Genomic DNA, 20929 nt, shown 5'->3' with positions numbered 1-20929 from the left:
CTAGAGTATACTGTACAAAAACACAACAAAAAGAGAGATTAAATCATAAGCTAATACCATGAGGTAATACATAGAAACAAGCCAATAACTTTTACATTCTTTTTAAATGGGTTATACTGTAAGGATAGGTATTGAACAAAAGAGAATGTGTAAGGAGCAGGCGATGATTACATTAGAAGAGATTAAAGAGATGTGTTCAAGTGCGACAATCTTTAATGATGCTAAGCATTTGTACGGTTTGGGGTTTGTAAAGAATATTCAAGTTTTTAAGTCACCTGAGGGTTATGAAGTCCAAGGGTGTGTAGAAGATAGAGGAAGACTTATAGATGTTTTAGTGAAGCTCAATGATGCAGGACGTGTCACACATAAATGTACCTGTAATGGGCCTTATGGCAATTGGTATATTTGTGAGCATGTGGCGGCATTACTCATTGAGTTTTGTGTGCGTATGAAAGAGGGCTCGGTAGAAGTACAGCCTATCGAGCAGATTTATGGTGCACAGATGTTAGACTTCTATGAGAATGAAGTGACAAAACAAGTACAAGTGTTGAAGAAGGGTTATATTAGTGTACAGCCAAAGCTCAATCATTTATGGGGAGATCGTTACGGTCTCAGTCTGCAAATAGGAGAAGACCGTATGTACATTGTGAAGGATGTCATTGCTTTTGCTTCTGCCATTGTCAATGAGGAGCAGTTAGATTATGGCAAGAACCTTTCTTTTATACATCATATAGAAGCTTTTAAAGAAGAAGATAGACCTTTTGTAGAATGGTTTGTAGATGAGGTTATTGCTAAGCAGATGTTAACGGATCAAATCCTAATGAACGGAAAAGGGAGTCGTATGGATAAGAAGTTGTTAACTTTAACGACTCAAGGATTTGATAAGTTATTTGAACTTTTAGAAGGGAAGAGTATTGCCTATGAAGGGGGCGTAGGGAATAGTTTAACTTTAATAAGAGAGAATCCTGTTTTGTTCTTTAAGGCTGAGCAACAAGACAGTCAATTTATATTAACGTTGAAAAAAGAACCTTGGGAGCTGATTAAATATCCTAAGAGTAGCTATATTATGATGGAAGATAGGCTGTATAAGTGTAGTAAGACTTATGCAGATGCTATTATGCCGATTTTAATCTTTATGCATGACATGCATACTAATGTGTTAGCCTTTGATGAAAGAGGATGGCAGCGTTTTGTGCTGACCATATTACCTAAGATTAAACGTCAAGTGGCATTAGAAATTGATCAAAGACTTTTAGAAGAGTACGATCCACCTAAGCTTGAGATTAAACTTTTCTTAGATAAAGATAGCAACAATAATATAGTAGGAAAAGTCACCTTCAAGTATGGACATACCAGTTTTAATCCTTATGATTCAGGAGATAATGTACAGATTGAAGTAGCACGTGAAGTGGGTAAGGAACATGCCTTTAACAATCTTCTTGCTCAATATCCTTTCAAAAATCGTAATGGACAAATTCATTTAGATGAAGAAGAAGCCATTTATGATTTCTTAAATAAAGGAGTAGAAACTTTACTTGAATTAGCTGAAATTCATATTTCCGAAGACTTAAAGCAGATGAAGTTTAAGAAGCCAACTATAGGTGCCATTGGCATTAAGATAGAAAGTGATCTGCTTAAAGTGAATTTTCAAGAGATCAATATGACCGCTGAAGAAATAGAAGCCGTTATTTTCGCTTATAAACAAAAGAAAAAGTACTATCGTCTTAAAAATGGTGCCTTTATTAATACAGAGGCTCATGATGTGGAGCAATTAGCAGCTATCTTAGAAGGACTGGATCTAGATTATGATACTATCTTGCAAGGGGAAGTGGAACTTCCTAAGTTTAGAGCCTTATACTTAGACCAAATCCTTAAGAAAAGTGATGAGATTCAAGTTGAACGTGATAAGTACTTTAAGCAAATTATAAGGGACATCAAAAATGTAGAAGATACAGATTATGAAGTGCCAGCTACACTTAAACGTATTTTAAGAAGTTATCAAAAAGTAGGTTATAGATGGTTAAAGACTATGGCGGCCTATGGATTTGGTGGCATACTTGCTGATGATATGGGACTTGGTAAAACACTTCAAGTCATCGCACTATTCCTTTCAGAAAAAGCTGAGAAGGCTCATCCAAGTTTAGTTGTAGCACCTACCTCTCTTGTTTTAAATTGGGAACGTGAGATTATGAAGTTTGCACCAGAATTGAGTGTATTAGTACTAGCAGGTGATTTTGAAAGTCGTAGAGAGCGAATAGAAAGCATTGCAAATTATGATGTAGTCATTACATCTTATGATACGTTAAAGCGTGATATCGATTATTATGAGGACTTAAACTTTAGATTCTGTATAGCTGATGAGGCCCATTATATCAAAAATCCCAATACACAAAATGCACAAGCCTTAAAGATGGTTAAGAGTGAAGTGCGTTTTGCATTGACAGGTACACCTATAGAAAATACATTAGCAGAGCTGTGGAGTGTGTTTGACTTTATCATGCCAAGTTATTTATACAATTACTTAAGGTTCAAAGGAAGTTTTGAGACACCTATTGTGAAGTTTGAAGATGAACGTGCAATCAATCGCTTACGTAGTATGGTGGCACCATTTATTATTAGACGTTTGAAAAAAGAAGTGCTTAAAGAGCTTCCAGATAAGACTGAAACCATCATTATTAACCGTATGGAAGAGGAACAAGCAACCCTTTATAAAGCGCATCTTGCTATGATGCAAAAGGAATTTAATAAGGAAGTTAAAGAAAAAGGTTTAGGCAAAAGCCATATCAAAATTTTGGCTATGCTGACACGTCTGAGACAGTTATGTTGTCATCCAGGATTGTTCCTTGAAGATTATGAAGGTGGTAGTAGTAAATTGGATCAATGTCTTGAACTTATAGAAGATAGTATAGAAGCAGGACACAAAATTCTTCTATTCTCTCAGTTTACGACTATGCTTGAGAAAATAGGTGAAGAGTTAGAGAAGCGAGATATTCATTATTATAAATTAACAGGTGAGACAAGGGCAGATAGACGTCTTGCCATGGTAGAAGCCTTTAATGAAGATACCACACCTATTTTCCTTATTTCATTAAAAGCAGGTGGAACGGGACTGAACTTAACAGGTGCAGATATTGTGATCCATTATGATCCATGGTGGAATGTATCAAGTGAAAACCAAGCGACAGATCGTGCGTATCGTATTGGACAAGAGAAGAATGTACAAGTCTTTAAGTTGATTACTCAAAATACGATAGAAGAAAAAATCAAAGAGCTTCAAGAAAGAAAGATTGGTTTAGCGGATAACGTCTTAACAGAAGGACATACATTGATTGGGCAAATGACAGAAAATGAGATAAGAGATTTATTTACCTTAGATTAAGTCTATATAGAACTTCTCCTAATGTGACGATAAATACAATAACAGATTCTATTTATCAGCGGAGGCGTTATGAAACAACAACTTTTAGAAGCAATTTTAGCTCTTACTCTTAAGCAACAATCAGCGTTACAACAAGAAGATTTAGAAGCCTTTGAAAGCTTATTAGAGCAAAAGCAAGAGCAGATAGATGCATTACAGGCACTTCATGAAAAGATGCCAGAGGCAAAAGAAGAAAGACATGAGGATTTACTCAAACAAATCGTGGCATTAGATACAGCCAATAATGCGGAGTTTAATCGTCAATTTGAAGAAGTAAAGGCAAATCTTCAAAAAACACGTCAGCAAATTCAAGATTTACGCCAAAGACAACATGTGAATGATGTTTATAATAACCCTTATGATGTATCCGATGAAGAAGGGATTTTCTACGATAAAAGGTAGGTGAGAGATATGGAAGAACTTTTTGCAAGTCTTAATCAAATCATAGAGTATTTAAACCAAATCTATACGATTACTCAGAACCAAACGACCATATTACTTGATAGTAACCATGCAGGGGAAAGTTTAGATTTAATAGAAGAGATGGCAGCTTATAAAAATGAAGTCACATTAGAATTAGAAAAAACAGAGCAAATTTTCCAAGGGCTTTATAATAGGGATAAAGCTGAAATTACAGACCCAGAAATACAAAAGTTACTTAAGCAAACGGTCTCACATGTTTTAGGACTTAAGGATAAGGTCATTCAATTAGAACAGCAAAATGTCCTTATCATGCAAGATCTTCTAAGACGTCTTACAGAAAAAGTAGAAATCCCTAAAAGTCAGGCTCAAGTTGCAAATGCTTATAAGCAACATAGTAAAGAGTAAAAAATAGAAAAATAGAGTATAAGGTTATATAAGGAGAGGCATAATGGATTATAAAGGTTCAAGATTAGATGAAATTTTAAAGTACAATGCTCAGTTTGTTGATGAAAAAGCTTATGAGGCTTATATAACCACTAAAAATCCTGAGAAGAAGTTAGTTATTCTATCTTGTATGGATACTAGACTTACAGAGTTATTACCTAAAGCGATGAATATCAAAAATGGGGATGCAAAGATTATTAAAAATGCAGGCGCAACGGTTATGCATCCTTTTGGAAGTATTATTCGAAGTATCATAGTGGCAATCTATGAATTTGAGGCAAAAGATGTCATTGTGGTAGGCCATCACTGTTGTGGGATGAGTAATCTAGATAGTGATGTTCTTGTGGAGAAAATGAAACAAAGAGGTATTGAGGAAAATATAATCTCTACGCTTTATCATGCGGGTATAGATGTTAAGAAGTGGCTACATGGATTTGAATCTGTAGAAGAAGCTATTAAGGAAAGTGTAGAGAGTATCAAAAACCATCCATTAATACCGAAGGACATACGTATTCATGGTGTGATTATGGATCCTTATACAGGGAAATTAGATGTTATTGTAAATGGAGATCACTAGTTTATAAGTTGAACACGTAATCTATAAATGAGACATTAGGTTTATAGATTACGAAAGTCCATAGGATTGCATGAATCTTCCTATTGCTAAATACATAAAGTGATGTTAAAATACAAATCACATCACAATTAGTTTTTGAAAGTATGCAAAAAGCTAATAAATGATAAAAATTAACAAATAATTGAGGAATAATCCTCTTGACTGTGTATTTCACAGTATGCTATATTAGACTTGTACCTAAATAGGTCTTTTTTTTATGGCAATTTTTAAGAGCTTTAACTCAAGTGGAGGTGTCAATCGTGAGAGTACAAATTACTTTAGCTTGTGAGGATTGCAAGCGTAGAAACTACACCATGACAAAGGATAAAAAAGCACATCCTGATCGCATGGAAACTAAAAAGTATTGCAAATTCTGCAAAACACATACACTTCACAAAGAAACTAAAAAATAAGAGTGTATGAATCAGTATTAACCAGGGAGGATGAGAAAATGGTTGAATTTTTTAAAGACTTCATAGCAGAAAGTAAAAGAATAGTTTGGCCAAACAAATCAGAACTTATAGTTAAGACTGCAAATGTAATCATATTTGCACTAATAGTTGCAATTATAATTTTTGGAATGGATGCGGTATTTAGTTACGCTCTACAACTGTTACGTCAAGTAGTATAATTGGAGGAACAACAATGGATGAGGCAAGATGGTATGTGGTACACACATATTCTGGATATGAAAACAAAGTAAAAGCTAATATTGAGAAAGCTATTAAAAATCGTAATATGCAAGACTTAATCCATGTGGTTGAAGTTCCTATGCAAGATGAAGTTGAAGAAAGAAACGGAACTACAAGAACCGTACAGAGAAAAACTTTCCCTGGATATGTACTAATCAAAATGGTTATGACAGATGATACATGGTATGTCGTACGTAACACCCGTGGTGTTACAGGATTCGTAGGTCCAGACTCTAAACCGGTATCTTTATCTGTCGATGAAATCAAAAGCATGGGAATTGATATTAGCGTTTTACGCCCACAAGTGGAAATTGGAGATGCAGTGAAGATTTTATCTGGTGCTTTCCAAGATTCTGAGGGAATCGTAAGAGAAATTCATGAAGCAAAAGAGGCAGTTATTGTATCTGTTCATGGATTCGGACGTGAATTCCCAGTAGAGGTAAGCTTCGATCAGATCGAAAGATTTATCTAAAACAAGTTTAGTTTTATAATTTTACAAGCAACGCGCGAGTGGGAGGGAATTCCCCGCGAATACCACATTTTCTTTAGGAGGTAACTAAGATGGCTAAAAAAGTTACAGGAATGATCAAATTACAAATTCCAGCAGGTAAGGCAACTCCTGCACCACCAGTTGGTCCAGCTCTTGGTCAACATGGTGTTAATATCGTTGGTTTCACAAAAGAATTCAACGAAAGAACAGCAAAAGATGCTGGTCTTATTATCCCAGTAGTAATTACTGTATATGCTGACAGAAGTTTTACTTTCATCACAAAAACTCCACCAGCAGCTGTATTACTTAAAAAAGCAGCTAACATTCAATCTGGTTCAGCAGTACCAAACAAAACAAAAGTTGCAAAAATCACTGAAGCTAAAATCAGAGAAATTGCAGAACTTAAAATGCCAGACCTTAATGCATCAAGCATTGAATCTGCTATGAGCATGATTGCTGGTACAGCACGTTCAATGGGAATCGTTATTGAAGGTTAATTCAAAACTAATTTAAAAATAATTTGAGCGCGTATATAGTACGTGGGAGGGCATAGTCCCCGATAACACCACAAGGAGGTAACGTTATGAAAAGAGGAAAAAAATATATCGAAGCTGCTAAACTTGTAGATCGTTCAAGCTTATACGATACAAACGAAGCTTTTGATTTAGTAGTAAAAGCGTCAAGTGCAAAATTCGACGAAACAGTTGAAGCACACATCAAATTAGGTGTTGACAGCCGTCATGCTGATCAACAAGTACGTGGTGCGGTAGTATTACCACACGGTACTGGTAAAACTCATAGAGTACTTGTATTTGCTAAAGGTGCAAAAGCTGATGAAGCTTTAGCTGCTGGTGCAGATTTCGTAGGTGCTGAAGATTTAATCCCAAGAATCCAAAATGAAGGTTGGTTCGAGTTTGATGTTGTAGTTGCTACACCAGACATGATGGGTGTTGTAGGTCGTTTAGGTCGTGTTCTTGGACCAAAAGGCTTAATGCCAAACCCTAAAGCTGGTACAGTTACTATGGACGTTACTAAAGCAATCAATGATATCAAAGCTGGTAAAATTGAGTACCGTCTTGACAAAACAAACATTATCCACGTTCCAGTAGGTAAAGTTTCATTCGGTCAAGAAAAATTACAAGAAAACTTCTCCACATTAATGAGTGCAATCATAAAAGCAAAACCAGCTGCTGCTAAAGGTCAATACCTTCGTAGTATCTCTGTTTCTTCAACAATGGGCCCTGGTGTAAAAATCAACCCAGCTAAAGCTGAATAATTAACAGAAACTGGTAGCTAATAAATGTTGACAACTTAAGATGGACATGTTATCATCTTAAGTGTTGAAAATGAATACTGTACCGCAGACAGTAGGTGCCGAAAGGCATAACGTATACAACCTACCGAGGTCTATATCATACTATGGACGGATGTATCACCACTTTGCCTGCGGAAAAAAGCAAAGTGGTATTTTTTTGACATAACCTGGAATTAGGAGGTGTAACAATGGCAAAAGTTGAACAAAAACAAGTTGTTGTTGATCAAATCAAAGCAAAATTAGAAGGAGCTAGTTCTATCCTTTTAGTAGACTACCGTGGTCTTACTGTAGAACAAGATACAGTTCTTCGTAAAGAACTTCGTGAAGCTGGTGTTGAGTACAAAGTATACAAAAACACTATGGTAAACTTCGCAGTTCAAGGAACAGAATTCGAAGCAATTTCTAAACATCTTGAAGGACCTACAGCTATCGCTATCAGCTATGATGATGCAACTGCTGGAGCTAGAGTATTAGCTAAAGTTGCTAAAGCTAACGAAAAGTTAGAATTTAAAGGTGGCGTAGTAGAAGGTACTTACTATGATGCAAATGGGATGTTAGCTATCGGTAATATCGCACCAAGAGAAGAATTACTTGGTCGTTTACTTGGAAGCATCAAATCACCTATTGCAAGCTTTGCACGTGTTATTAAACAAGTTGCAGAAAAAGACGCAGAATAATCTGCCTAGAGTTAAATTTACATTAATAATTAATTAGTAATTAAAATTACGGAGGTGCTTACAATGGCAAAATTATCAATCCAAGAAATCATGGAAGCTATTAAAGAATTAACAATTTTAGAATTAAACGATTTAGTAACAGCTTGTGAAGAAGAGTTCGGTGTATCAGCAGCAGCAGGCGTTATGGTAGCAGCAGCACCAGGTGCAGCAGCAGAAGAAAAAACAGAATTCGACGTTGAATTAACAAGCGCTGGTTCAGAAAAAATCAAAGTAATCAAAGTTGTTCGTGAAATTACAGGTCTTGGCTTAAAAGAAGCTAAAGAAGTAACAGAAGGAACACCAAAAGTTCTTAAAGAAGGCGTTTCTAAAGATGAAGCTGAAGCAATCAAAGCTAAATTAGAAGAAGTTGGCGCTCAAGTAACTTTAAAATAATTCCGGTTATGCTAAAAGGCAGCAATTGCTGCCTTTTATTTTTTTCCATGAATAATTTAGAATTAAAGAGATAAAAAAGAGGCAGTTACCCCTTGAAAGTAACTACCTTGAATGTTATATTTAAAATTGCTTAGCCAAAAATAAGGAAAAAGGGTTGACTTACCCTTTTTTTTCTGATAGCATATTAGAATGTGTCAGTATGTAAATATTTCTGTAAATATTATATCATACTGGTAAAAACATTACAATACATAATCTAACTTAAATGTATAATGATGTAAAAATCTACAATAGTTTATAAGATTATGTCACTTTAAGATTTACTCGGAATAATGCAGCATGCTGCATGATTTATAAATTTTGCAAGGGGTGAGAGAACACATGCAAAAATCTAAGATTCGTCCAATTAATGTGGGCAAACAAATTCGTATGAGCTATGCTTCAACAGATGAGATTTTTGAAATACCAAACCTTATAGAGGTACAAAAAGATTCTTACAACTGGTTCCTCAAAGAAGGGCTTAAAGAAGTATTCCAAGATATCTCTCCAATTACAGATTTCAATGGCAACCTTAGTCTTGAATTTGTAGATTTTGTTTTAGACAGCAAACCTAAATACACAGTAGAAGAAGCAAAAGAGAGAGATACTAACTATAGTGCCGCTCTTAAAGTAAAAGCAAGACTTCACAACAAAGAAACAGGAGAAACAATTGATAATGATGTGTTCATGGGAGATTTCCCTCTTATGACAGAAAACGGAACCTTCATTATTAATGGGGCTGAGCGTGTTATTGTTAGCCAGTTAGTACGTTCTCCAGGGATCTATTATGCAATCGATTTTGATAAAATCGGTAAAAAGCTTTACTCTGCAACAGTTATTCCTAACCGTGGAGCATGGCTTGAGTATGAAACAGATTCAAATGATATCTTCTATGTAAGAGTAGACCGTACACGTAAAGTACCAGTTACAGTTCTTTTACGTGCATTAGGACTCGGCAGTGATGCTGAAATTCTTGATACATTTGGAGAAGAACCAAAAATTCTTCAAACTATCGAAAAGGATACTACTAAGACATATGAAGAAGGGCTTTTAGAAATATACAAACGTATTCGTCCAGGTGAGCCACCAACAGTTGAAAGTGCGCAAACACTTCTTGGCAATATGTTCTTTGATCCTCGTAGATATGACCTTGCAAAAGTAGGTCGTTATAAATTCAATAAAAAATTAGCATTAAGAAACCGTGTTACAGGTCATAAACTTGCTGAAGATGTAGTAGATATGTTCACAGGTGAAGTAGTAGCAACAGCAGGTGAAAAAATCACAGTTGCTTTAGCTGACAAGATCCAAAACACTGGAGCACCTCATATCTATATCGCAGTAGCAGAAACAGATCGTCCAGTTAAAGTTCTTACTAACCAAACAGTAGACTTTAATCATTTCTTCCCAGATATTAATGTTGATGAAGTAGGCATCAAAGATGCAGTTTACTATCCAGCATTAGTACGTATTATTGAAGAATTTGATGAAGAAGACGATATTAGAGCTGCAGTTATTGCAAGACATAATGAACTTGTTCCAAAGCATATCACTTTAGAAGATATTTTTGCTTCTATTAATTATAATATTCATCTTGAATATGATTTAGGACATAAAGATGACATTGACCACCTTGGTAACCGTCGTATCCGTGCTGTAGGAGAACTCCTTCAAAATCAATTCCGTATCGGTCTTGCTCGTATGGAAAGAGTAGTACGTGAAAGAATGACAGTTCAAGACTCTGAGAGCATCAGTCCTCAAACATTCATTAACATTAGACCTGTTACAGCTGCTATTAAAGAATTCTTTGGTAGTTCACAGCTTTCACAGTTCATGGATCAAAACAACCCTCTTGCTGAGCTTACACATAAACGTAGATTATCAGCATTAGGTCCTGGCGGTCTCTCAAGAGAACGTGCTGGCTTCGAGGTTCGTGACGTTCACCATTCTCACTATGGTCGTATGTGTCCAATCGAGACTCCAGAGGGTCCAAACATCGGTCTTATCAACTCACTTGCTACATTTGCACGTATTAATGAATACGGCTTTATTGAAGCACCATACCGTGTAATTGATAAATCAACAGGTACACCACGTGTAACTGATGATGTAATTTATATTACAGCTGATGAAGAAGAAAACTACACAGTATGTCAAGCAACAGAAGATCTCAATGAAAATGGCGAATTCATCAATAGAAAAGTAAGAGCGCGTCGTCGTGAAGAAATTCTAGAATTCGATTACAAAGAAATTGACCTTATGGATATTTCTCCAAAACAAATTGTATCTGTTGCGACAGCTATGATTCCTTTCCTTGAAAATGATGATGCGAACCGTGCCCTAATGGGTGCCAACATGCAACGTCAGGCAGTACCACTTATCCGTACAAATAGTCCTATTGTAGGAACAGGTATGGAACACAAAGCGGCAGTAGACTCAGGTGTACTTGCAGTAGCTCGTGAAGATGGGATTGCAGAAAAAGTAACAGCAGATGAAATTGTTATCCGTTCAGAAGACGGTAAAAAACACTCATATAAATTAACTAAATTCTCAAGAAGTAACCAAGGTACATGTATCAATCAAAGACCTATCATCAACAAAGGTGATGTGATCAAAAAAGGTGATGTACTTGCAGATGGTCCATCAACAGATCATGGTGAACTTGCTCTTGGTCAAAATCCACTTATCGGATTCATGACATGGGAAGGTTACAACTATGAGGATGCTATCCTTTTAAGTGAAAGACTTATTAAAGAAGATATCTACACTTCTGTTCATATTGAAGAATATGAAGTTGAAGCACGTGATACTAAAGTAGGTCCAGAAGAAATCACTCGTGATATTCCAAACGTAGGTGAAGATGCACTTAAAGACCTTGATGAAAGAGGTATTATCCGTATTGGTGCGGAAGTACGTTCTGGAGACATCTTAGTAGGTCGTGTAACACCAAAAGGTGAAACTGAACTTACAGCTGAAGAAAGATTACTTCGTGCAATCTTCGGTGAAAAAGTACGTGAAGTAAGAGATACATCACTTCGTGTACCTCATGGTGAAGCTGGTATTATCGTAGATGTTAAAGTATTTACACGTGAAAATGGTGATGAATTATCTCCAGGTGTAAACAAAATGGTTCGTTGTTATATTGCTCAAAAGAGAAAAATCTCTGTTGGGGATAAAATGGCTGGACGACATGGTAATAAAGGGGTTATCTCAAGAGTTCTTCCAGTAGAAGATATGCCATTCCTTCCAAATGGTAGAGCACTTGATATCGTTCTTAATCCACTAGGGGTACCATCACGTATGAACATTGGACAGGTATTAGAAGTCCATTTAGGTCTTGCAGCTAAAGCACTTGGCTTTAAAATTGCAACACCAGTATTCGATGGCGCTCACGAGTCTGACATCATGGAAACACTTGTAATGGCGAATGACTATGTTAATAATACATGGGAAGAATTCACTGAAAAATGGAAAGACCGTATTGATGAAAGTGTATACAACTACCTTGAAGAAAACTTAGACCACCGTAAAGAGTGGGAAGGTGTTCCTCTTGACCACACAGGTAAAGTACAACTTCGTGATGGACGTACAGGTGAAGCATTTGATAACCCTGTAACAGTAGGTTACATGCACTACCTCAAACTTCACCATTTAGTTGATGATAAAATGCATGCACGTTCAACAGGACCATATGCAACAATTACACAACAACCTCTTGGTGGTAAGGCACAATTCGGTGGACAACGTTTCGGAGAGATGGAGGTATGGGCACTTGAAGCTTATGGTGCTGCGTACACATTACAAGAAATCCTTACAATTAAATCTGACGACGTTGTTGGTCGTGTTAAAACTTATGAATCAATCGTTAAAGGCGAAAATATACCTGAACCAGGTATTCCAGAGTCATTCAAAGTTCTTCTTAAAGAGCTTCAATCACTCGCACTTGATGTAAGAGTATTAACAAGTGATATGGACGAACTTCAAATCAAAGAAAGTGTTGAAGATGGAGAAATCGTAGCTGTTAATATTGAAGGTATCGAAGATGCACCACAAAATCCAGAGTTTATCGATGATGATGTAGAATTAGCGGAAACTGATTTAGAAGTAGAAGCAGATCTAGAAGAAGAATCTTTAGATTTTGATTTTGATGAGTCAGTTGTCGATGATTTATTCGAAGAACCAGTAGATGATTTTGATTTATAAAAGCTTAGAAGGGAGTAAAGGTCATGACTAATATGGATCAATCAGTCCTATTTGAAGCAATAAGAATTGGATTAGCTTCCCCTGAAAAAATTCGTGAATGGTCTAGAGGAGAAGTAAAAAAACCAGAAACAATTAACTACCGTACACAAAGACCTGAACGAGACGGGCTATTCTGTGAAAAAATATTTGGACCTAGCAAAGACTGGGAATGTCATTGTGGTAAATACAAACGTATCAGATATAAAGGTGTAATTTGTGATCGTTGTGGTGTTGAAGTCACAAAAGCAAAAGTACGCCGTGAAAGAATGGGACACATCGAGCTTGCAGCTCCTGTGTCTCACATCTGGTACTTTAAAGGTATCCCAAGTAGAATGGGGCTTATTCTTAATCTTTCACCAAGATTATTAGAAAAAATCCTTTATTTTGCATGCTATATTGTTACAGATCCTAAAGATACAGGGTTATCATATAAAGAAGTACTTACAGAAAAAGAGTACAGAGAAGCAGAAGAAAAATATGGCTATGGCTCATTTACCGCAGAAATGGGTGCAGAGGCTATTAAAAAACTTCTTCAAGATATCGACCTTGAAGCAGAAAGTATCGAACTTAAAGCAGGACTTAAAGATACTACAGGACAAAAAAGAATTCGTATTATTAAACGCTTAGAGGTAATCGAAGCATTTAGACTTTCTGGTAATAAACCAGAATGGATGATTCTTGATGTTGTACCAGTATTACCACCAGACTTAAGACCTATGATTCAACTTGATGGTGGACGTTTTGCTACATCAGACTTAAACGACCTTTACAGAAGAGTTATTAACCGTAATAATCGTCTTAAACGTCTTCTTGATCTTGGAGCACCAAACATTATCGTTCGTAATGAAAAACGTATGCTTCAAGAAGCTGTTGATGCACTTATCGACAATGGTAGACGTGGTAGACCAGTTACAGGCCCTGGAAATAGACCACTTAAATCTTTATCTGATATGCTTAAAGGTAAAGCAGGTCGTTTCCGTCAAAACTTACTTGGTAAACGTGTTGACTACTCAGGACGTTCTGTTATCGTAGTAGGACCATCACTTAAACTTTACCAATGTGGTTTACCAAAAGAAATGGCTATCGAGTTATTCAAACCATTCGTTATGAAAAAACTCGTATCTGATGGCTTAGCACACAACATTAAAAATGCTAAACATATGATTGAAAGACTTCATCCAGAAGTATGGGATGTTCTTGAAGAAGTTATCCGTGAGCATCCAGTTATGCTTAACCGTGCGCCTACACTTCACCGTTTAGGTATTCAAGCATTCGAACCTGTACTTGTAGAGGGTCGTGCACTTAAACTTCACCCACTTGTATGTACAGCTTACAATGCTGACTTCGATGGTGACCAGATGGCGGTTCACGTTCCACTTTCTGTAGAAGCACAAACAGAATGTCGTTTCCTTCTTTTAGCGCCAAACAACTTACTTAAACCATCAGATGGTGGTCCAGTAGCAGTTCCTTCACAGGATATGGTTCTTGGTACTTATTATTTAACACTTGATAAAGAAGGCGAAGAAGGCGAAGGCAAATTCTTTAGAAATGAAAATGAAGCTATTTTAGCTTATACAAACGGTGTTATTACACTTCATGCACGTATTAAAGTACGTAGAACTATTGAAATCAATGGTGAAATGAAGACAGGTATTACTGAAACAACAGTTGGACGTATTATCTATAACGAAGTTATTCCTCAAGATCTTGGATTTGTAGATCGTACAAACCCAGAAAATGAATTTAAATACGAAATTGATTTCTTAGTTGGTAAAAAAGAACTAGGAAAACTTATCAAAAAATGTATCAATACACATGGTGCAACTAAAACAGCTATTCTTCTTGATAACATTAAAGATTTAGGCTTTAAGTTCTCAACTCGTGGATCATTAACCGTATCAGTATCAGATATGGTTATTCCAGAGAGAAAAGGCGAATACTTAGCTGAAGGTGATGTTGCAGTAGAACATGTAACAAAACTCTTCAAACGTGGTCTTATGACAGATGAAGAACGTTACAATAAAGTAATTCAAGCATGGAATACAGCCAATGATAAGATTACTAAAGCCCTATTTGAAGGACTTGGTAAATATAATCCTATCTATATGATGGCTCACTCAGGTGCCCGTGGTTCTAACAACCAGATTAAACAGCTTGCAGGTATGCGTGGTCTTATGGCTTCTCCATCAGGACGTATCATCGAGCTTCCAATCAAGGCTAACTTCCGTGAGGGTCTATCAGTACTTGAATACTTCATCTCTGCCCATGGTGCTCGTAAAGGTCTTGCTGATACAGCTCTTCGTACAGCCGATTCAGGATACCTTACACGTCGTCTTGTAGACGTTTCTCAAGATGTTATCATCAGAGAAAGAGACTGTCGTCATGACGCAGACGCTACAATTCCAGGTATGTGGGTTCAAGCATTCAAAGATGGTGCAGAAGTTATTGAACCATTAAGCGAAAGACTTACAGGTCGTTTTGCAGCTGAAGCAATTGTTCACCCAGAAACAGGTGAAGTGATTGTAGAAGCAAACAAAATGATTCGTCCACAAGTAGCAGAGTATATTGATGCTATTGGTATTGAAAAAGTTAAAATTAGAACAGCACTTACATGTAAATCAAAAATTGGTGTTTGCGCAAGATGTTATGGTGCAAACATGGCATCTGGTAACGAAGTAAGAGTAGGGGAATCTGTAGGGATTATCGCTGCTCAGTCAATCGGTGAGCCAGGTACACAGCTTACAATGCGTACTTTCCATACAGGTGGTATCGCGGGAGATGACATCACACAAGGTCTTCCTCGTATCGAAGAGTTATTCGAAGCACGTAAACCAAAAGGGCTTGCAATTATTGCAGAGTTCCCAGGTGTTGTAACAATTACAGAAACTAAGAAAAAACGTGAAGTAACTATCACAGATAGTGAAAATGGGCAAGCTAAAACTTACCTTATTCCTTATGGTTCACGTATTAAAGTACTTGATGGTACTTATATTGAAGCCGGTGATGAGCTTACAGAAGGTAGTGTTAACCCACATGATATCCTTAAAATTAAGGGTGTACGTGGCGTACAAGACTACATGCTTCAAGAAGTTCAACGTGTATACCGTCTTCAAGGGGTAGATATCAACGATAAACACGTTGAGGTTATCGTTAGACAAATGCTCAAAAAAGTTAAAATTGAAGAAAATGGTGATACAGATCTACTTCCAGGTAGCTTAGTTGACATTCTCGAATTTGAGGATGTAAACGATAAAATGGCTGCTGAGGGGTTAGAGGTTGCTACAGGTAAAACAACTCTATTAGGTATCACAAAAGCTTCTCTTGCGACAGAATCCTTCTTATCTGCAGCATCATTCCAAGAAACAACAAGAGTTCTTACAGAAGCTGCGATTAAAGGTAAAATGGATCCACTTATCGGTCTCAAAGAGAATGTAATTATTGGTAAACTTATCCCTGCTGGTACTGGTATGGACAGATATCGTAAGGTAGAAGTCGAAGTAACAGAAGGTTAATATTGGAAAAAGGTCGCTCTTTTGGAGAGTGACCTTTTTTTACCATCAAAATTCGACCTTGACATTTGCATGTGAGAATGTTAAAATCGTTCAGTGTGTGATAGTTTGCACAAGTAAATACTGCATAAGCAGGAATTATTCATTAAGCGAGGAGGTGCCAGAATGCCTACATTTAACCAATTAGTTCGTAAAGGCAGAAAATCAATCGAGAAAAAATCTACTGCACCAGCGTTACAAAAAGGGTTCAACTCTTTACAAAAACGCGCTACAGATATCTCTGCTCCACAAAAGAGAGGTGTATGTACAGCAGTAAAAACAGCAACACCTAAAAAACCTAACTCTGCTCTTCGTAAGATTGCCAGAGTACGTCTTACAAACGGGATCGAAGTAACAGCTTACATTCCAGGTGAAGGACACAACTTACAAGAACATAGTGTTGTTTTAATCCGTGGTGGTAGAGTAAAAGACTTACCAGGTACACGTTACCATATCGTACGTGGTACTTTAGATACAGCTGGGGTTGCTAAAAGAAACCAAGCTCGTTCTAAATACGGTGCTAAAAGACCAAAACAAAAATAGTTTTAAGATGAGTGCTTAGCACTTATCGGTGCCCGCTTATGAATATAAACTGCTTACTAAGCGTTTAATATAGATGAGATTAGGGCACGCACGATCCCCCTATAAAGGGGACGAGTACCTATGATTTATCATAAATTTAGTTAAGGAGGGAAGACCGTGCCACGTAAAGGACATGTTGCAAAAAGAGACGTATTAGCGGATCCATTATACAATAGCAAGCTTGTTACTAAATTAATTAATAACATTATGCTTGACGGTAAAAGAGGAACTGCACAAAAAATCGTATACGGTGCATTCGACATCGTAGCGGAAAAAACAGGTAGAGATGCTTTAGAGGTGTTCCAAGAAGCTTTAGAAAACATCATGCCAGTATTAGAAGTAAAAGCACGCCGTGTAGGAGGTGCTACTTACCAAGTACCTATGGAGGTTCGTCCAGAAAGACGTCAAACATTAGGACTTCGTTGGTTAACAACTTACACACGTAACCGTGGAGAAAGAACTACAACAGAAGCGTTAGCTGCAGAGATCTTAGATGCACTTAACAACACTGGTGGATCAGTTAAGAAAAAAGAAGATACACACAAAATGGCAGAAGCAAACAAAGCATTTGCTCATTACAGATTCTAGGTTTTATAACCTTAAGGAGGCATTACCTTGGCAGGAAGAGAATATCCACTTGAGCGTACCAGAAATATTGGTATCATGGCTCATATCGACGCTGGTAAAACAACCCTTACAGAACGTATCCTTTTCTATACAGGTAGAAATCACAAGATTGGGGAAACTCATGAAGGTGGCGCTACTATGGACTGGATGGAACAAGAGCAAGAACGTGGTATCACTATCACATCTGCTGCAACAACTTGTTTCTGGGATAACAACCGTATCAACATCATTGATACTCCTGGACACGTAGACTTCACAGTTGAAGTTGAACGTTCACTTCGTGTACTTGATGCTGCTATCGGTGTATTCTGTGCTAAAGGTGGGGTTGAACCACAATCAGAAACTGTTTGGCGTCAAGCTGACAAATATCATGTACCACGTATGGCGTTCGTTAACAAAATGGACATCATGGGAGCTGATTTCTACAATGCAGTAAACATGATGAGAGAACGTCTTGGTGCAAATGCTGTACCAATGCAATTACCAATCGGTGCAGAAGATGATTTCGTAGGAATCATCGACTTATTAGAAAACAAAGCTTATATCTACAAAGATGATCTTGGTAAAGATATCGAATGTACAGATATTCCAGCTGATATGGCTGATAAAGCTGAAGAGTACAGAGCTGCTGCTATCGAAGCTATCTGTGAAACAGATGAAGAGCTTATGATGAAATACTTCGATGGAGAAGAAATTTCTCTTGACGAGTTAAAAGCTGCACTTCGTAACGCTGTAATCAACGTTCAAATTATTCCTGTATTCTGTGGTACAGCTTACAGAAATAAAGGGGTTCAAAGATTACTTGATGCTGTTATTTCTTACATGCCAGCACCAACAGATATCCCAGCTATTAAAGGTATTGATCCTGATACAGGAGAAGAAATGGAGAAACATTCATCTGATGAAGAACCATTTGCTGCTCTTGCATTCAAGATTATGACTGACCCATTCGTAGGTAAACTTGCATTCTTCCGTGTTTACTCAGGTACACTTGAATCAGGTTCATACGTATACAACTCAACAAAAGGTAAAAAAGAACGTATTAGCCGTATCGTACAGATGCATGCTAACGATCGTAAAGATATCGACAAAGTATACTCTGGAGATATCGCAGCTGCTGTAGGTCTTAGAGGAACTACAACAGGGGATACACTTTGTGATGAAAATCACCCAGTTATCCTTGAGTCAATGGTATTCCCAGAGCCAGTTATCTCTGTTGCTATTGAACCAAAAACAAAAGCTGGTCAAGAAAAAATGGGTATTGCTCTTTCAAAACTTGCAGAGGAAGATCCAACATTCAAGACTTACACAGATACAGACACAGGACAAACAATCATCGCAGGTATGGGTGAACTTCACCTTGAGATCATCGTTGACCGTCTACTTCGTGAATTCAAAGTAGAAGCTAACGTTGGTGCTCCTCAAGTTTCTTACAGAGAAACACTTGGTGGTGACGTTGACATCGATTCTAAATTCGTACGTCAGTCAGGTGGTAGTGGACAATACGGTCACTGTAAAGTTCGCTTCACAAGACTTGATCCTAACTCTGAACACACTTATGAATTCGTTAACTCTGTTACTGGTGGATCTATTCCAAAAGAATACATTCCAGCTGTTGACAAAGGAATTCAAGAAGCACTTTCAAGCGGACCACTTGCTGGTTACCAATTAGTTGGTGTTAAAGCTGAGTGTTACGATGGTTCATACCATGATGTCGATTCATCAGAAATGGCGTTCAAAGTTGCAGGTTCTCTTGCAGTTAAAGATGCTATGAAAAAAGCTGGTGGTATCCTTCTTGAACCAATCATGAAAGTTATCATCACAGTTCCAGATGATTACATGGGTGATGTTATCGGTAACGTTAACTCACGTCGTGGTCGTATGGAAGGGATGGAAGCTAGAAATGGTGCTCAAGAAATTAGAGCATACGTTCCACTTTCAGAGATGTTTGGTTACGCTACAGACCTTCGTTCAAGAACTCAAGGTCGTGGTAACTACTCAATGGAATTCCATCACTATGAACAATGTCCAAAAAATATCCAAGATAAAGTTATTGCGGACAAAAAAGCTTAATTTTTAGATAGATTTACTTTTCCAGCTACTTGCAAAGTGGCTGGAAATTAAATATAATGAAATTAATCTGAGTAAAACTCAGCCAAATAAAAGGAGGAAATTCAAAATGGCTAAAGCTAAATTCGAAAGAAGTAAGCCACACGTTAACATCGGTACAATCGGACACGTTGACCATGGTAAAACTACTTTAACAGCTGCAATTACAAAAACTCTTCATGAAAGATACGGTTTCGGTGAAGCTGTAGACTTCGCGAACATCGATAAAGCTCCAGAAGAAAGAGAACGTGGTATCACAATTTCAACTGCTCACGTTGAATACGAAACACCAGCTCGTCACTACGCACACGTTGACTGTCCAGGACATGCTGACTACGTTAAAAACATGATCACTGGTGCTGCTCAAATGGATGGTACAATCCTTGTATGTGCTGCAACAGATGGTCCTATGGCTCAAACACGTGAACATATCTTATTATCACGCCAAGTTGGTGTACCATATATCGTTGTTTTCTTAAACAAATGTGATATGGTAGATGATGATGAGTTATTAGAATTAGTTGAAATGGAAATTCGTGAATTATTAAGCGAATATGAATTCCCAGGCGATGATACACCAATCATCCGTGGTTCAGCTCTTCAAGCTCTTAACGATCCAATGGGTCCATGGGGAGATAAAATTGTTGAGTTATTCGAAATCGTTGACGAATACATCCCAACTCCAGAACGTGACGTTGACAAACCATTCCTTATGCCAGTAGAAGACGTATTCTCAATCACAGGTCGTGGTACAGTTGCTACAGGTAGAGTAGAATCAGGTGTTCTTAAAGTTCAAGATGAAGTTGAATTAGTAGGTATTCATGAAGAAACTCGTAAAGTTGTTTGTACAGGAGTTGAGATGTTCCGTAAACTTCTTGACCAAGCTGAAGCTGGTGATAACATCGGTGCACTTCTTCGTGGTATCCAAAGAACAGAAATCGAACGTGGACAAGTACTTTGTAAACCAGGTTCAATCACACCTCATAAAAAATTCAAAGCTCAAGTATACGTTCTTAAAAAAGAAGAAGGTGGCCGTCATAAACCATTCTTCTCAAACTACAGACCACAATTCTATTTCCGTACAACTGACGTAACTGGTGTAATCCAATTACCAGAAGGTACAGAAATGTGTATGCCTGGCGATAACATTGAAATGACTATCGAGTTAATTCACCCAATCGCTATGGCTCAAGGTTTACGTTTCGCTATCCGTGAAGGTGGCCGTACAGTTGGTTCAGGTGCTGTTGCATCAATCATCGAATAATTTAAACCTTGTTT

17 protein-coding genes and 1 other annotated feature are annotated in these 20929 nt (G+C 37.3%); all 17 genes read left to right on the top strand.

The genetic code is table 11. The features are described from left to right. Nucleotides 1-163 precede the first annotated feature (163 nt). The 17 genes from PBV87_RS12515 to tuf all read left to right on the top strand — a co-directional run bounded on the left by PBV87_RS12515 (nt 164) and on the right by tuf (nt 20915). Nucleotides 164-3379 (top strand): DEAD/DEAH box helicase, encoded by a 3216-nt coding sequence (locus tag PBV87_RS12515; protein WP_271012498.1) that lies wholly within the window; start codon nt 164-166, stop codon nt 3377-3379. Between the two features lie 69 nt (nt 3380-3448). After that, complete coding sequence (gene fliT / locus PBV87_RS12510) at nt 3449-3820, top strand: flagellar protein FliT (protein ID WP_271012497.1); 372 nt, start codon at nt 3449-3451, stop codon at nt 3818-3820. A gap of 9 nt (nt 3821-3829) precedes the next feature. After that, complete coding sequence (locus tag PBV87_RS12505) at nt 3830-4246, top strand: hypothetical protein (RefSeq protein WP_271012496.1); 417 nt, start codon at nt 3830-3832, stop codon at nt 4244-4246. A gap of 43 nt (nt 4247-4289) precedes the next feature. Continuing rightward, nucleotides 4290-4862, top strand: coding sequence for a beta-class carbonic anhydrase (locus PBV87_RS12500; RefSeq protein ID WP_053983213.1), 573 nt, complete (start codon nt 4290-4292; stop codon nt 4860-4862). A gap of 299 nt (nt 4863-5161) precedes the next feature. After that, nucleotides 5162-5314: a 50S ribosomal protein L33 gene (gene rpmG / locus PBV87_RS12495; RefSeq protein WP_053983214.1), complete on the top strand. Its 153-nt coding sequence runs from the start codon at nt 5162-5164 to the stop codon at nt 5312-5314. 38 nt (nt 5315-5352) lie between these two features. Then, nucleotides 5353-5532 carry a preprotein translocase subunit SecE gene (secE, locus tag PBV87_RS12490; protein WP_053983215.1) on the top strand — a complete coding sequence of 60 codons (180 nt, stop codon included), beginning with the start codon at nt 5353-5355 and terminating at the stop codon, nt 5530-5532. A gap of 14 nt (nt 5533-5546) precedes the next feature. Beyond that, nucleotides 5547-6065, top strand: a complete 519-nt coding sequence (gene nusG / locus PBV87_RS12485) for a transcription termination/antitermination protein NusG (RefSeq protein WP_053983216.1) — start codon at nt 5547-5549, stop codon at nt 6063-6065. 89 nt (nt 6066-6154) lie between these two features. Next, complete coding sequence (gene rplK / locus PBV87_RS12480; protein ID WP_053983217.1) at nt 6155-6580, top strand: 50S ribosomal protein L11; 426 nt, start codon at nt 6155-6157, stop codon at nt 6578-6580. An 86-nt stretch (nt 6581-6666) separates the two neighbouring features. Next, complete coding sequence (gene rplA / locus PBV87_RS12475) at nt 6667-7359, top strand: 50S ribosomal protein L1 (protein WP_053983218.1); 693 nt, start codon at nt 6667-6669, stop codon at nt 7357-7359. A 64-nt stretch (nt 7360-7423) separates the two neighbouring features. Beyond that, nucleotides 7424-7563, top strand: a sequence feature (ribosomal protein L10 leader region). A 23-nt stretch (nt 7564-7586) separates the two neighbouring features. Continuing rightward, entirely contained in the window at nt 7587-8075 is a 489-nt protein-coding gene (gene rplJ / locus PBV87_RS12470) for a 50S ribosomal protein L10 (protein WP_053983219.1), read from the top strand. A 63-nt stretch (nt 8076-8138) separates the two neighbouring features. Continuing rightward, a complete protein-coding gene (rplL, locus tag PBV87_RS12465) occupies nt 8139-8507 on the top strand; it encodes a 50S ribosomal protein L7/L12 (protein WP_053983220.1) in 369 nt (122 codons plus the stop codon). Nucleotides 8508-8888: 381 nt separating this feature from the next. Next, nucleotides 8889-12746 carry a DNA-directed RNA polymerase subunit beta gene (gene rpoB, locus PBV87_RS12460; RefSeq protein WP_053983221.1) on the top strand — a complete coding sequence of 1286 codons (3858 nt, stop codon included), beginning with the start codon at nt 8889-8891 and terminating at the stop codon, nt 12744-12746. A gap of 23 nt (nt 12747-12769) precedes the next feature. After that, a complete protein-coding gene (gene rpoC / locus PBV87_RS12455) occupies nt 12770-16297 on the top strand; it encodes a DNA-directed RNA polymerase subunit beta' (protein ID WP_053983222.1) in 3528 nt (1175 codons plus the stop codon). A gap of 162 nt (nt 16298-16459) precedes the next feature. Further along, on the top strand, nt 16460-16876 hold the full coding sequence (gene rpsL, locus PBV87_RS12450) for a 30S ribosomal protein S12 (RefSeq protein WP_053983223.1): 417 nt from the start codon (nt 16460-16462) through the stop codon (nt 16874-16876). 156 nt (nt 16877-17032) lie between these two features. Next, nucleotides 17033-17503 carry a 30S ribosomal protein S7 gene (rpsG, locus tag PBV87_RS12445; RefSeq protein WP_053983224.1) on the top strand — a complete coding sequence of 157 codons (471 nt, stop codon included), beginning with the start codon at nt 17033-17035 and terminating at the stop codon, nt 17501-17503. Nucleotides 17504-17530: 27 nt separating this feature from the next. Next, the gene (gene fusA, locus PBV87_RS12440; protein WP_053983225.1) at nt 17531-19615 is read left to right on the top strand and encodes an elongation factor G; all 2085 of its coding nucleotides are present in this window, start codon (nt 17531-17533) and stop codon (nt 19613-19615) included. A gap of 106 nt (nt 19616-19721) precedes the next feature. Then, complete coding sequence (tuf, locus tag PBV87_RS12435) at nt 19722-20915, top strand: elongation factor Tu (protein WP_053983226.1); 1194 nt, start codon at nt 19722-19724, stop codon at nt 20913-20915. Nucleotides 20916-20929: the final 14 nt, after the last annotated feature.

The sequence above is a fragment of the Holtiella tumoricola genome, assembly GCF_027857615.1.
In the GTDB taxonomy this organism is placed as follows: domain Bacteria; phylum Bacillota; class Clostridia; order Lachnospirales; family Cellulosilyticaceae; genus Holtiella; species Holtiella tumoricola.
This window is presented reverse-complemented; position numbering and strand designations above follow the sequence as displayed.

Coding starts and splice junctions, on each gene's coding strand:
- PBV87_RS12500 (WP_053983213.1), top strand. CDS start 4,290: ATGGATTATAAAGGTTCAAGATTAGATGAAATTTTAAAGTACAATGCT.
- rpoB (WP_053983221.1), top strand. CDS start 8,889: ATGCAAAAATCTAAGATTCGTCCAATTAATGTGGGCAAACAAATTCGT.
- rpoC (WP_053983222.1), top strand. CDS start 12,770: ATGACTAATATGGATCAATCAGTCCTATTTGAAGCAATAAGAATTGGA.
- rpsL (WP_053983223.1), top strand. CDS start 16,460: ATGCCTACATTTAACCAATTAGTTCGTAAAGGCAGAAAATCAATCGAG.
- rplA (WP_053983218.1), top strand. CDS start 6,667: ATGAAAAGAGGAAAAAAATATATCGAAGCTGCTAAACTTGTAGATCGT.
- PBV87_RS12505 (WP_271012496.1), top strand. CDS start 3,830: ATGGAAGAACTTTTTGCAAGTCTTAATCAAATCATAGAGTATTTAAAC.
- PBV87_RS12515 (WP_271012498.1), top strand. CDS start 164: ATGATTACATTAGAAGAGATTAAAGAGATGTGTTCAAGTGCGACAATC.
- secE (WP_053983215.1), top strand. CDS start 5,353: ATGGTTGAATTTTTTAAAGACTTCATAGCAGAAAGTAAAAGAATAGTT.
- rplK (WP_053983217.1), top strand. CDS start 6,155: ATGGCTAAAAAAGTTACAGGAATGATCAAATTACAAATTCCAGCAGGT.
- fliT (WP_271012497.1), top strand. CDS start 3,449: ATGAAACAACAACTTTTAGAAGCAATTTTAGCTCTTACTCTTAAGCAA.
- nusG (WP_053983216.1), top strand. CDS start 5,547: ATGGATGAGGCAAGATGGTATGTGGTACACACATATTCTGGATATGAA.
- rplJ (WP_053983219.1), top strand. CDS start 7,587: ATGGCAAAAGTTGAACAAAAACAAGTTGTTGTTGATCAAATCAAAGCA.
- tuf (WP_053983226.1), top strand. CDS start 19,722: ATGGCTAAAGCTAAATTCGAAAGAAGTAAGCCACACGTTAACATCGGT.
- rplL (WP_053983220.1), top strand. CDS start 8,139: ATGGCAAAATTATCAATCCAAGAAATCATGGAAGCTATTAAAGAATTA.